Below are 12,836 nucleotides of genomic sequence, written 5' to 3' on the forward strand. Positions count from 1 at the left end.
GCTTCTTCCATTCTTTGTTTGACATAATTTACCCAAACTTGATGGGGCGCATCAAAATCAAATAATTTCATAAAATCATAAGGAATTTTATATTCTGCTAATGGATTTATATCAATCAATTCTTTGGGTGCTATAGGGCTATCAATACCCAAATCAAAACCGTGGATTGCTGCGATTTTGGCATACATTAAAACTTGCGGTTGCAAGTAAAAATCAAAATGTAAAAGGGTGTCTTTTGCTGCTCGTTTAGCAAGCTTAAGTTCGAGTAATTTATCTAAAGCCTCTTGCATTCCTTTTATATTTTTATCTGCTAGTGTCACATAAAATTCATGATCAGGAATGCGCTTTAAATCACCACGGGCTTTTTTCTCATCATTTAAGAATGTGAGTGCGCGTTCTTTTAATAATTGCCAATCGCCACTTAATGCCAATAAAGTGTTCGCATTAAAAAAAGGTCTCGTATCAGTTCGTTTATAGGGGACTGAAATATCCACAATTTCATCACGATGTTTAATTAAATAATCAATCAACTTTTGATTATCTGAAAGCAAACTCATAAAAAAGAAATTTGTATTAATTCCGTTGTACGCCCATTGAAAATCATATTCAGACAAAATACCTAAGAAACCCGCAATAGAAGCATTTTCTTTAAATCCTAAAATATCATTTTCTAATAAATGCTTAGAGGCTAATGCTACATGATAATCTTTCAGCCAAAATATCAATGAAAATACATTTCCATTGAACTCTTCTATATGACTCAATACTAGTTTCAATTTTTTATTGTCAAATTCTACATATTCTTCAACCCTATCCAAAGTGAATTTCTTTGCATCACTGTAAGTCTTTGCAATATCACTACCTAAAAAAACTTTATACTTTTCCATATTTACACCTCTTACGACTAATTATTATTAGGAACTCTAACTGGTAATAACACAACTTTACCATTTGATTTATCTACACCTGCTATAATAGTTGATTCACTTAACATAAGCATCGTTGAAAATACGAAAGTGCGGTCAGTTTTTGAGAGGTTTAAAAACTCTTTGGAAATTGACCGCACTTTATATTTTGAGGAAATATATTACCGATAAATACTCGTACAATACGTCAGGGCTTCTCTTACAGCTTTTCCTAATTCTTCATCTGAAATATTCTTGTCATATTTAAATTCTAATGGTGAATTATCAGGAAGTGAAATTCCTGAATACCCACCAAGAGAATCCTGGTGAAGTGGCGCTATAATTATAAAACTAGCTTCTTGTTCTAAAGATAAAAAAGACATATCCTTATAGATCGATTTTTTATTTTTGTATCCATAGCGTTTTTTCATCTCCTCTTCGAGATTTTTTTGTAATCCTTTCATTTTTTCAGAATTAAAGATAGCCTGAAACTCTTCGAACGAAATTTCTTTACTTTCATTAAGCTTTTCTTTAATTAACTTTCCTAGATCTAAATCAGAAATATCAACTTCATTAAAAATAAAATCTTGATCTGGATCTGTCATTGCAATCATTCCTCTAATAAAAGAGGTAACTAATAAGAAATCTTTATTAATTCTAACAAAAGCAGCTTTAGGTTTGGTCATATCAATTTACCTTATTAACAATAATATTAGTTCCTTTCGATCTAGTATACATTAAACAATTACCTAATTTACCACTTTGACTTGTTATTCTATCTATAGTGATATTTCTACAGAAAAGTGAATGTGAAATTATAAGGTTTACTTAGAATAATCATCTTTGGAAACAAAAGTGCGGTCAAAATTTCTTATGTTTTTGACCGCACTTTTATTTGAAAAGTACTACATTTTAATTTTTACGTGAGTATTAACTCGCTTAAAACATCACTTACATACTGAAGAATCATATTCATAATGAAATTCAATATTAGGAAAATTGTGGTGTAATGTAATCAAATTACCATTTTTACAGTAAACATTTTCTCTAATTTCGGAATAACCTCGTTTAGACACAAAATCCTTATAATCACTTAACTCACCGAGCAGATGCAAACTAACCTTAACATACCTGAAGTCTACATTTTGATATTGAATTTTATCTTTAAATTGAAGGTTTATTGCCGTATAAAGACGCTCTCCCTCTTGTTTTCTAGTATAGTTTTTAGAAATTCCTCCTGACAAAACTCCATAAGCAAGTATTCCAAGATAAATAATTATAAATAAAGATATGAGATACTTATTCTTTGCTATCATCTTTTACCTTAAATATAAATTTATAGAAAATAATAAAACAGCCATATTTTATAGAAATATAACGTCATCCAGGAGAATATTTTTTAATATTTAAAATTATTGTTCACACTTGGATTTAAATCTATCAACTATACTGCTGCCGATACTTCTCTAAATTATCTTGAAAATGCTGAATATAGTACTCGATATCTTTTTCTCGGTAACCAAGAATTCGGCCAATTTCACGCTCCACTTTTGGATCGAAACCATTCACAGTGCTTGCAGGAAGTAGCACTTCCATTTGTTCAGCGAGTGCAAGAGATTGAGGTAAATAGACAATAAAATCAGTTAAGCAAACATCATTTACATGACGTTGCACCGTTTTTGAATGAAGCATTCCTAGCTCAAGATAAGGGAGAAAGGCGTCAGGAATACCGAGCTCCTGATTAAATAATGCCACTTGCTTTTCGCCCCTTAACATTAATTCCAGCTCCTTGCCTTCATGCGGCCCAAGAATACCTTTTTCCATAAGAATATTCCTTTCGTTGAAATAAAAAAGGGGATTGGATGATTGACCAGATCCCCTTTATTGTACGCCTATTTGGCCACAATGTTCATCTAAATGACGAAATTATTTTTTCCAATTTTTCAACGCATCGGCAAAGGCATTACCCATCGCACTATTTCCTCTTGGATGACGATCTTGGCGAGGTGCATTACTTCTTGGTTTGGCACTTAAAGTGCGGTCAGATTTGCCGTCATTTTTGACCGCACTTTCATCTAATCGCATCGTCAACGCAATACGTTTACGCGGCACATCCACTTCCAACACTTTCACTTTCACGATATCGCCGGTTTTCACTACTTGATGTGGATCTTCTACGAATTTATCGCTTAATGATGAAATATGTACTAAACCATCTTGGTGAACACCAATATCCACAAATGCACCGAAGTTAGTCACATTGGTGACGGTACCTTCTAAAATCATACCTGGTTTTAAATCGGTGATTTCTTCCACGCCTTCTGCAAATACAGCGGTCTTGAATTCACCACGCGGATCGCGCCCTGGTTTTTCCAATTCTTTGAAAATATCTTTGACGGTCGGTAAACCAAATTGCTCATCAATGAATTGTTTTGCATCAAGCTGACGTACCACACCGGCATTACCCATTAAATCTTGAATAGATTGCGCGGTGGCTTGCAAGATTTTTTCCACCACAGGGTAAGCCTCTGGGTGAACACCTGAAGCATCAAGTGGATTTTTACCTTCTGCAATACGCATAAAGCCCGCACATTGCTCAAAGGCTTTTGGCCCTAAACGTGGCACTTTTTTCAATTCGCTGCGGCTTTCAAAACGGCCATTTTCATCACGGTATTCCACAATGTTTTGCGCTAAGGTTTTTGTCATTCCAGCCACGCGAGCAAGCAATGGCGCGGATGCTGTATTCAAATCTACACCTACTGCGTTTACGCAGTCTTCCACCACCGCATCTAACTTACGCGCGAGCTGGCTTTGGTTTACATCGTGTTGATATTGCCCTACACCAATGGCTTTCGGTTCGATTTTCACTAATTCCGCCAATGGATCTTGTAAACGACGCGCAATAGAGACCGCACCACGCAAAGATACATCTAAATTCGGGAATTCATTTGCCGCAAATTCAGAAGCAGAATACACAGATGCACCCGCTTCGCTCACCACGACAGTTTGTGGTTTATTTTCTTTAATTTCTTTAATGACTTCTTTCGCAAAACGTTCGGTTTCACGAGAAGCAGTACCGTTACCAATAGCAATTAATTCCACATTATGCTTACGAATCAAGCTGAAAATCACCACTTGTGCTTCAGCTTCACGCCCCGTGTGTGGATAAATGGTGGTAGTGTCTAATAATTTACCTGTGTTATCCACCACCGCGACTTTCACTCCCGTACGCAAGCCTGGGTCCAAGCCCATGGTGCTTTTCGCACCAGCCGGTGCAGCCATTAAAAGTGCGGTCAGATTTCGAGCGAAAACATCAATAGCCTCTTCTTCCGCTTTTTCACGTAAACTTGCCATTAATTCCGTTTCTAAATGCAACGACACTTTGATTTTCCATGTCCACGCAATCACTTGCTCACGCCATTTATCCGCAGGCTGCCCCGTGAAACGTACATCTAAATAATCACGAATAATCTCTTCACAGTAGCTTTGGCGACTTCCCTCTTCCGCATCAGGATCAGCATTTAAGCTTAATTGTAAAATACCCTCATTACGTCCACGGAACATCGCTAATGCACGGTGAGAAGGCACATTTTTCAATAATTCTTGATGGTCGAAATAATCTTGGAATTTTGCCCCTTCCGTTTCTTTACCTTCGATCACTTTGGATACGATAACGGCATTTTTTGCTAAATAATCACGGACTTTCGCTAATAAACCCGCATCTTCAGCAAAATGCTCCATTAAAATATAGCGTGCGCCATCAAGGGCTACCTTAGTATCTGTTACGCCTTTATCAGCGTTCACAAATTCCGCGGCTGCCGTTTCAGGATCATTTTTCGGCTCATTCCAAAGTAAATCAGCCAATGGCTCAAGACCTGCTTCAATCGCAATTTGACCTTTGGTGCGACGTTTTGGTTTGTACGGTAAATATAAATCTTCTAATTCGGTTTTGCTTTGTGTCGCATGGATTTTGTCACGCAATTCATCAGTCAATTTCCCTTGCTCTTCAATAGATTTCAAAATGGTTTGACGACGATCTTCTAATTCACGTAAATAAATTAAACGGGTTTCAAAATGACGAAGTTGGGTGTCATCCAAGCCACCCGTGGCTTCTTTACGATAACGGGCGATAAATGGAATGGTGTTGCCATCATCTAATAATTGAATAGCGGCGAGGATTTGTTGGGGTTGAACGGTTAATTCTGCCGCAATAATTTGGCTAATTTGTTGATTTAACATTGTCATACTTCTTTGTTATTAAAGGATTCGATAAAAACGGGGATAGAATACTGGTTTTAGACAACAGGCTCAAATATAATTCAAAAAAATTTCTTTTATTTTTATTATGGCAAAATCAAATTACATTACCCGTCAAGGCTGGCTTGCGCTTGACCAAGAACTGAAATTTTTGTGGAAAGAAGAACGCCCAAAAGTTACCCAAGCGGTTTCAGATGCCGCGGCGCTTGGTGACCGCAGTGAAAACGCAGAATATATTTATGGCAAACGTCGCTTACGTGAAATTGATCGCCGCGTGCGTTTTCTTTCCAAACGATTAGAAGTGCTACAAATCGTGGATTACCACCCGAAACAAGAAGGCAAAGTATTTTTCGGTGCATGGGTTGAGCTAGAAGATGAAGAGGGTGAAGTGAAGCAATATCGCCTTGTCGGCTGCGATGAATTCGATCCCGCTAAAAACTGGATCTCCATTGATTCTCCCGTCGCGCGCGCTTTAATCGGGAAAGGCGTTGATGATGAAATTCATGTGGAAACACCCTCTGGTAAAGTTGTGCTCTATGTGAACCGAATTTGGTATGAGAAATAGTTACTCTCAAAACAAAAGAGCGGTCAAATTGACCGCTCTTTTTTATTCTATTAATCGGAGCAATTATGCTTTATCACCAATTAATACAGACTCTAACGCAATCTCAATCATATCATTGAAAGTTAATTGACGTTCTTCTGCAGTGGTTTGTTCGTGTGTACGAATATGGTCTGAAACGGTACAGATACAAAGTGCTTTTGCACCATATTCTGCTGCTACGCCATAGATACCCGCTGCTTCCATTTCTACGCCTAAGATGCCGTATTTTTCCATCACATCAAACATGTCGAAATCTGGCGTATAGAATAAGTCTGCAGAGAAGAGATTCCCTACGCGAACTTGCTTACCTTTTTCTTTCGCTGCTTGAACCGCTGCTTGTGCCATATCAAAATCAGCAATTGCAGCAAAATCGTTATCTTTGAAACGGATACGGTTTACTTTTGAATCAGTACATGCACCAAGGCCGATAACTACATCACGTAATTTAACGTCCATACGTACAGCACCACAAGAACCAACACGAATAATTTTTTTCACGCCGTATTCAGTAATTAATTCTTTCGCATAAATTGAGCAAGATGGGATACCCATACCGTGACCCATAACAGAGATACGGCGACCTTTATAAGTACCGGTATAACCCAACATATTGCGAACGTTAGTCACTTCTTTCGCATCTTCTAAGAATGTTTCAGCAATATATTTTGCACGAAGCGGATCGCCTGGCATTAATACAACATCTGCAAATGCGCCTTCAGGAGCGTTAATATGTGGAGTCATTGTTTTTTCCTCTTGTTGATAAATAAAAAATCATTTAAGCAAACGTTTTCGCCTGCTTTAAAATACAACACCACGAATGATTCGTGGTGTTGAGAGATAAAGTGCGGTCAAAATTCACCACATTTTAATTACATTGCTACGCCGCTTAACTCGATGAATAAACCTGCGATAGTCGCACTCATTAAGTTAGCTAATGTACCCGCTACAACTGCTTTTAAACCTAAGCGCGCAACATCACCACGACGATTTGGTGCCATACCACCGATACCACCGATTAAGATTGCGATAGAGCTGAAGTTAGCAAAACCACATAATGCGAAAGTAATGATGGCTTTAGTTTTTTCACTTAATACAACTGCTGTATCTGGTTGTAAGTATTTCGCGAACTCTAAGTAACCCACGAATTCATTTACGGCTAATTTCATACCAATCATTTGACCCGCGATTGCAGATTCATCCCAAGATACACCAATTAAGTAGGCTAATGGTTTGAAGATCCAACCAAAGATTGATTGTAATGTTAAATCACCGTAACCGAACCAGCCGCCTACACCACCTAAAATACCATTAACTAAAGCAATTAAACCCACGAACGCGATTAACATCGCACCTACGTTTAACGCTAATTGCATACCGGCACTAGCACCACCCGCCATGGCCTCAAGCACGTTGGTTGGTTTTTCGCTATCATCCGTTTCAGGTTGTTTATCGTTAAATTGTTCAGTTTGTGGGAATAAAATTTTCGCAAATAATAAACCTGCTGGTGCAGCCATGAAAGATGCTGCGATTAAGTAAGTCAACGGCACGCCCATTCCTGCATAACCTGCCATGACTGAGCCCGCGATAGAAGCTGTACCACCCGCCATAATAGCGAACAATTCAGATTGGGTCATATTTTTAATGTAAGGACGAACCACTAAAGGTGCTTCAGTTTGACCAACGAAGATATTCGCTGCTGCAGACATTGATTCTGCTTTAGATGTACCTAACGCCGCTTGCAATGCACCACCAATCACTTTGATGACAACTTGCATAATGCCTAAGTAATAAAGCACAGAAATTAAACCAGAGAAAAAGACGATGATTGGTAACACTTTCACCGCAAAGATAAAGCCGGCATTTGAAGGATCCGCTAAGCCACCAAAGACGAAGTTAATCCCTTCATTACCATAGGCGATAACATTTGATACACCATTTGCTGTCGCTTGTAATGCATCGCGACCAAACGGCACATACAAAATAAGGGCCGCAAATCCGATTTGGATCGCCAAAGCCCCTAATACAGTACGTAAATTAATCGCCTTACGATTATTTGAAAATAATACGGCAATGATCAGTAATACGACAATGCCTAAAACGCTACCTAAAATACCCATTTTTTTCCCCTAGGTTGGTTAGATAAGTAAGTGAATAAAATTGTCCTATTCTACTTGTTTTTCGGTAAAAAGTCGGAATATTTTTACTCCTTTTTGTCATGTTTGCTTATAAAATGGTCACAATTTTGGTCAGACCACAAGATTTCGCATAGTTTTCAAGCGTTTGGGTCTGTTCAACAGTTGGGACATAAGGCGTGAGTCCTTCGGCATCTCGTGCACCTTTTGTGTGCATTCGAATAATTTTCAACAAGACATCCGGATAGTCTTTCAATAAGGCTGCGACCTTTTCCACCAATTTTTCTGCATCAAAAAAATTCACCACATAAACTAACCGCACTTCTTCCACTTTATTCAATGGTAATAATTGCGCCAAGTTCTTCAAATTGCGATCTAAGTTTTCTTGCTTGATATGTTGATGAGTGGGGATGATGTTTTTCGGGACAATGCCTTGACGATTTTGTCTATCAAAGCACAAATGTTGTAGGCCAAGTCCTTCTCCTTTCAAATCAAAGAGAAATTTGTCTGTAACCTCAATTAAAGGACGAATTGCGTCAAATTCAAAGAAACCACTGCTATCTAAATAGCAAGTTAGCCCTTCCTCACGTAGTTTTTGAAACAATGGAACAAGCTTTTTATGATGAATAGTAGGTTCCCCGCCAGAAACTGTCACACCACGAATGAAAGGAACTGCATCCATTACTTGCTCATACAAATACTGCAGGCTGACTTGATGAGCGCCTTCTGCATAGCGAGGAATGGTTTCTGGATTATGGCAATAAAGGCAGTTTAACTTACAACCTTGTAAGAAAATACTGGTGCGATTCCCCTGCCCTTCTACATTAGAAAAAGGAATAATACGATGCAGGGGAACATAAATATCAGAAAGTGCGGTCACAAAAAACGCTATTTTCTAAAGTAAGTTATCACTTACACAAGTTTCATTTGGAAAATCACTAATTCCGCTTGGCAGCAGAATGTGAAAACCGCTTTAAGCAAGTATCCATCTTCAACCTGTTGAATTTCAGACTGAATTTGACAAGGTTCACTTTCGATATCACGTGCTTTTAACGTGAAATATTCCAATGCACCTTCTGCATCTTGACGAGTGGCGTAAAACTGTTCGATAGGTAAACTACAATCGCTGTTATCAAACAATGATTTCATATCGAAAGTATTACAACCTACACATTCAATTGGTTTTTCAGTTTGAATAGCCATATTTTTCTCCTTATCTAAAAAAGCCGTGACAGAACACGGCTTATTAAGTTTAAAATTATTTTGCTGCAACAAAGCCGACGGCTTCGTACACTTTATCAAGGGTTGCTTTTGCTCTTACGCGGGCTTTTTCCGCACCTTGACGTAAAATCTCGTCTAAAAGTGCTTCATCATTACGATATTGATAGAAACGTTCTTGTAAACCAGTAAGTAAGTTTGACACTTCATCTGCAACGGCTGTTTTTAAGTGGCCGTACATTTTGCCTTCAAATTCTTTTTCAAGCTCTGCCACAGATTTATCCGTTACTGCAGAAAGGATATCTAATAAGTTAGACACACCCGCTTTGTTTTTTACGTCATAACGTACAACAGGTGGTTCATCAGAATCTGTTACCGCACGTTTAATTTTTTTCGCCACCGATTTTGGATCTTCAAGCAAGGTCACCACGTTATTACGGTTATCATCTGATTTTGACATTTTTTTATCAGGATCTTGTAAAGACATAATACGCGCGCCTGCTTTGCCTAAGAAAATTTCAGGAATCGTGAAAATATCACCATAAAGGGCATTAAAACGAGCCGCAATATCACGGGTAATTTCTAAATGTTGTTTTTGGTCATCCCCTACCGGCACGCTTTTTGCTTGATAAAGTAAGATATCTGCCGCCATTAAAACCGGATAATCAAATAACCCCACGTTAATATTTTCGGCATAACGTGCTGATTTATCTTTAAATTGAGTCATACGGCTCATTTCACCAAAATAGGTGTAGCAGTTTAATACCCAGCTTAGTTGAGTATGTTCTGGTACATGAGATTGCACGAAGATCGTGCTTTTATTCGGATCAATGCCACAAGCCAAATAAAGGGCGAGCACATCAAGAGTTGCCTTGCGAAGTGCCGTAGGGTCTTGACGTACAGTGATGGCATGTAAATCCACCACACAGAAAATACACTCATAATCGTCTTGCATTTTCACCCAGTTGCGAAGTGCACCTAAATAATTCCCGATAGTTAATTCGCCGGAAGGCTGCACGCCACTGAATACAATTGGTTTTGTCATTGGTTATCCTTTTATTCTATAAACTGAATTGGCGCTATGATAACAAAAGATAGGGCGTTTTTTAATGATTGAGTTCAAAACAATGTGTAAAAATGCTATATTACGCCAAAAATTTCTGCAGCTCACAATTTATAATCCCAATGAAAAATTATAATGATATGGCTCTGGCACTTGCCGGTGTTTGTCAATCAGTCTTATTAATCAGTCAATTAGCTCAAAAAGGCGAAGTTGATAACCAAGATGCATTCCAAACCACCATTCATTCTCTTCTCATTACTCAACCCGAAGATACATTAGCCGTATTTGGCGGTGATATTCAACATCTTAAAGTGGGATTAAACACACTTATCGAGCAACTCACCCAATTGAATGACAAAAATTTATTAAATTATTGGGGCAGCTTGTTAGCGTTAGAGAGCAAATTAAACAAACAACCTGAAATTAAACAAGAACTTGGCCGCCGTATTGCTCGTTTACCGGAACAACTTGCTTATCACGACAATCAATTTGATGATGAGATGTTTTCTATCATGGCAAATATTTATGTCGATACGATTAGCCCTTTAGGTAAACGCATCCACATTATTGGTTCGGCATATCATTTACAGCAACAAAACGTGCAAGACAAAATTCGTGCGTGTTTACTTGCCGGCATTCGTTCTGCCGTTTTGTGGCGTCAAGTCGGCGGCAGCAAATGGCAGCTGTTATTTCATCGTAAAAAATTAGTGCAAGCGGCACGACAACTCTACTTAACTTTAAATTAATCCTTGGAGAACTCTTATGCAACTTTCCGCATTAACCGCTCTTTCCCCGATTGACGGTCGTTATCAAGATAAAACCACTGCATTGCGTGGTATTTTCAGTGAATTTGGCTTGCTCAAATTCCGTGTCACCGTGGAAGTACGTTGGTTACAAAAATTGGCGGCGACCGCTGAAATCCAAGAAGTTTCTTCTTTGTCCAAAGAAGCAAACGATTACCTTAATAAAATTGTGGAAGAATTCAGTCTTCAAGATGCTGAACGTATCAAAGAAATTGAACGCACTACGAATCATGACGTAAAAGCGGTTGAGTATTTCTTAAAAGAAAAAAGTGAAGCTTTACCAGAATTAGCCAAAGTCTCTGAATTTATTCACTTTGCTTGTACCTCGGAAGATATTAACAACCTTTCTCATGCCTTAATGTTAAAAACGGCGCGTGAAGAAGTAATCTTACCGGAATGGCAAAAACTGATTGATGAAATCACCCGCCTAGCAAACGAATACAAAACCATCCCATTACTTTCTCGTACACACGGCCAACCTGCTTCACCAAGTACTGTGGGTAAAGAAATGGCGAACGTGGTTTACCGTTTAAAACGCCAATTCAAACAACTCCAACAAAATGAAATCTTGGGTAAAATCAACGGTGCTGTGGGTAACTACAATGCGCATTTATCGGCTTATCCAAATATCAACTGGCACAAATTCAGCGAAGAGTTTGTCACCTCATTAGGTTTAGATTGGAACCCATACACTACTCAAATTGAGCCACATGATTACATTGCTGAATACTTTGATGCCGTGGTTCGTTTTAATACCATCATCATCGACTTCGACCGTGACTTATGGGGCTACATTGCGTTAAATCACTTTAAACAACGCACTATCGCGGGTGAAATTGGTTCATCTACCATGCCACATAAAGTAAATCCTATCGACTTCGAAAACTCAGAAGGTAACTTAGGTTTAGCCAATGCCGTGATGACTCACCTAGGTCAAAAATTACCAATTTCTCGCTGGCAACGTGACTTAACGGACTCCACTGTATTACGTAACTTAGGTGTGGGTTTAGGTTATTGCTTAATTGCGTATGCCGCAACGCGTAAAGGTATCAGCAAATTAGAAGTGAATGAACAACATCTCCGTGATGAACTCAACCAAAACTGGGAAGTTTTAGCTGAGCCAATTCAAACCGTGATGCGTCGCTATGGTATTGAAAAACCATACGAAAAATTAAAAGAGCTTACACGTGGTAAACGTGTTGATGAAAAAGCAATGCGTGAATTCATCGAAAAACTGGATATCCCAGCCGATGAAAAAGCACGTTTACAACAACTCACTCCTGCAACCTATATTGGCGCAGCCATTGAGTTAGTGGAAAAACTTTAATAAAGAAAAGGGCAGTTTTTCATGCCCTAAAAAGTCAAAGTGCGGTCAAAAACATCTTAGATTTTGACCGCACTTTTTTCTTTCTTCTCTTATCTATTGCATCCTTCTCGCTTAATAAACAGCAATCGCGCGTGATCATATACCCAATTAAAAATAAAGGTATAAACGGTCACCATCACCGTTAAGCTGAAATCCATCATAAAAGCTGTAATCCAATCCACTTTTAAAAAGTAAGCAATGATCGGCACGGTGAAAATAAGCAAACCGCCCTCAAATGAAATGGCATGTAAAGTACGAAATATGACACCTCGCTTTTCTCGCGGTCCCGTAAAGACTTTATCAAGAAAATAATTAAAGACGAGGTTCCATAGCATGGCGGTTAAGGAAACCAGTACCATGGACCCAAAGAGAATAGAAACACTTTCTTCTGTAAAGAAATACAAAGCGAAAACAGAAAGCAACACAACCGTGGTTTCAAACAAGATTGCGTGAAAAAGTCGCTCAAGAAAACTCATTTGTCATCCTTT

At 38.5% G+C, this 12,836-nt stretch carries 14 protein-coding genes; 3 read left to right on the forward strand and 11 right to left on the reverse strand.

Annotation, left to right across the window (positions count from 1 at the left end; genetic code table 11):
* From AC979_RS08250 to AC979_RS08270, 5 genes are all read right to left on the reverse strand, one after another.
* Positions 1–887 (reverse strand): Imm49 family immunity protein (locus tag AC979_RS08250; protein WP_049373797.1); only part of this gene is annotated, 887 nt, incomplete at its 3' end.
* A gap of 200 nt (positions 888–1,087) precedes the next feature.
* Entirely contained in the window at positions 1,088–1,591 is a 504-nt protein-coding gene (locus AC979_RS08255) for a contact-dependent growth inhibition system immunity protein (RefSeq protein ID WP_049373798.1), read from the reverse strand.
* 261 nt (positions 1,592–1,852) lie between these two features.
* Positions 1,853–2,221 carry a hypothetical protein gene (locus tag AC979_RS08260; protein WP_049367587.1) on the reverse strand — a complete coding sequence of 123 codons (369 nt, stop codon included), beginning with the start codon at positions 2,219–2,221 and terminating at the stop codon, positions 1,853–1,855.
* Positions 2,222–2,345: 124 nt separating this feature from the next.
* Positions 2,346–2,729: a hypothetical protein gene (locus AC979_RS08265; RefSeq protein WP_005694761.1), complete on the reverse strand. Its 384-nt coding sequence runs from the start codon at positions 2,727–2,729 to the stop codon at positions 2,346–2,348.
* Between the two features lie 102 nt (positions 2,730–2,831).
* Entirely contained in the window at positions 2,832–5,144 is a 2,313-nt protein-coding gene (locus AC979_RS08270) for a Tex family protein (protein ID WP_049373799.1), read from the reverse strand.
* 106 nt (positions 5,145–5,250) lie between these two features.
* On the opposite strand from AC979_RS08270, the gene greB reads away from it, so the two are divergent.
* Entirely contained in the window at positions 5,251–5,727 is a 477-nt protein-coding gene (gene greB / locus AC979_RS08275) for a transcription elongation factor GreB (protein WP_005697419.1), read from the forward strand.
* 63 nt (positions 5,728–5,790) lie between these two features.
* Here the strand turns inward: greB and deoD are convergent, their stop codons facing one another.
* The 5 genes from deoD to trpS all read right to left on the reverse strand — a co-directional run bounded on the left by deoD (position 5,791) and on the right by trpS (position 10,161).
* Positions 5,791–6,507, reverse strand: coding sequence for a purine-nucleoside phosphorylase (deoD, locus tag AC979_RS08280; protein ID WP_049373800.1), 717 nt, complete (start codon positions 6,505–6,507; stop codon positions 5,791–5,793).
* A 128-nt stretch (positions 6,508–6,635) separates the two neighbouring features.
* Complete coding sequence (locus AC979_RS08285) at positions 6,636–7,883, reverse strand: NupC/NupG family nucleoside CNT transporter (RefSeq protein WP_049369746.1); 1,248 nt, start codon at positions 7,881–7,883, stop codon at positions 6,636–6,638.
* Between the two features lie 106 nt (positions 7,884–7,989).
* On the reverse strand, positions 7,990–8,778 hold the full coding sequence (locus AC979_RS08290; protein ID WP_049373801.1) for a 4Fe-4S cluster-binding domain-containing protein: 789 nt from the start codon (positions 8,776–8,778) through the stop codon (positions 7,990–7,992).
* 32 nt (positions 8,779–8,810) lie between these two features.
* Positions 8,811–9,101, reverse strand: coding sequence for a YfcZ/YiiS family protein (locus AC979_RS08295; RefSeq protein ID WP_049373802.1), 291 nt, complete (start codon positions 9,099–9,101; stop codon positions 8,811–8,813).
* A 55-nt stretch (positions 9,102–9,156) separates the two neighbouring features.
* Positions 9,157–10,161: a tryptophan--tRNA ligase gene (gene trpS / locus AC979_RS08300; protein WP_049373803.1), complete on the reverse strand. Its 1,005-nt coding sequence runs from the start codon at positions 10,159–10,161 to the stop codon at positions 9,157–9,159.
* 140 nt (positions 10,162–10,301) lie between these two features.
* Here trpS and hflD point away from each other — a divergent pair, with 140 nt between their 5' ends.
* Together hflD and purB are read left to right on the forward strand one after the other, a co-directional pair.
* The gene (hflD, locus tag AC979_RS08305) at positions 10,302–10,925 is read left to right on the forward strand and encodes a high frequency lysogenization protein HflD (protein WP_049373820.1); all 624 of its coding nucleotides are present in this window, start codon (positions 10,302–10,304) and stop codon (positions 10,923–10,925) included.
* Positions 10,926–10,941: 16 nt separating this feature from the next.
* A complete protein-coding gene (gene purB / locus AC979_RS08310; protein WP_049373804.1) occupies positions 10,942–12,309 on the forward strand; it encodes an adenylosuccinate lyase in 1,368 nt (455 codons plus the stop codon).
* An 89-nt stretch (positions 12,310–12,398) separates the two neighbouring features.
* Here purB and AC979_RS08315 read toward each other — a convergent pair whose 3' ends face one another.
* Positions 12,399–12,824, reverse strand: a complete 426-nt coding sequence (locus tag AC979_RS08315) for a PACE efflux transporter (protein WP_049365721.1) — start codon at positions 12,822–12,824, stop codon at positions 12,399–12,401.
* Between the last annotated feature and the right edge of the window lie 12 nt (positions 12,825–12,836).

Origin of the sequence: Parahaemophilus parainfluenzae (assembly GCF_001053575.1) — a bacterium.
Taxonomy (GTDB): domain Bacteria; phylum Pseudomonadota; class Gammaproteobacteria; order Enterobacterales; family Pasteurellaceae; genus Haemophilus_D; species Haemophilus_D parainfluenzae_S.

Excerpts from the sequence above, each read along its gene's own strand:
- AC979_RS08255 (WP_049373798.1), bottom strand. The coding sequence starts at position 1,591 with ATGACCAAACCTAAAGCTGCTTTTGTTAGAATTAATAAAGATTTCTTA.
- AC979_RS08260 (WP_049367587.1), bottom strand. The coding sequence starts at position 2,221 with ATGATAGCAAAGAATAAGTATCTCATATCTTTATTTATAATTATTTAT.
- AC979_RS08265 (WP_005694761.1), bottom strand. The coding sequence starts at position 2,729 with ATGGAAAAAGGTATTCTTGGGCCGCATGAAGGCAAGGAGCTGGAATTA.
- AC979_RS08270 (WP_049373799.1), bottom strand. The coding sequence starts at position 5,144 with ATGTTAAATCAACAAATTAGCCAAATTATTGCGGCAGAATTAACCGTT.
- greB (WP_005697419.1), top strand. The coding sequence starts at position 5,251 with ATGGCAAAATCAAATTACATTACCCGTCAAGGCTGGCTTGCGCTTGAC.
- deoD (WP_049373800.1), bottom strand. The coding sequence starts at position 6,507 with ATGACTCCACATATTAACGCTCCTGAAGGCGCATTTGCAGATGTTGTA.
- AC979_RS08285 (WP_049369746.1), bottom strand. The coding sequence starts at position 7,883 with ATGGGTATTTTAGGTAGCGTTTTAGGCATTGTCGTATTACTGATCATT.
- AC979_RS08295 (WP_049373802.1), bottom strand. The coding sequence starts at position 9,101 with ATGGCTATTCAAACTGAAAAACCAATTGAATGTGTAGGTTGTAATACT.
- trpS (WP_049373803.1), bottom strand. The coding sequence starts at position 10,161 with ATGACAAAACCAATTGTATTCAGTGGCGTGCAGCCTTCCGGCGAATTA.
- hflD (WP_049373820.1), top strand. The coding sequence starts at position 10,302 with ATGAAAAATTATAATGATATGGCTCTGGCACTTGCCGGTGTTTGTCAA.
- purB (WP_049373804.1), top strand. The coding sequence starts at position 10,942 with ATGCAACTTTCCGCATTAACCGCTCTTTCCCCGATTGACGGTCGTTAT.
- AC979_RS08315 (WP_049365721.1), bottom strand. The coding sequence starts at position 12,824 with ATGAGTTTTCTTGAGCGACTTTTTCACGCAATCTTGTTTGAAACCACG.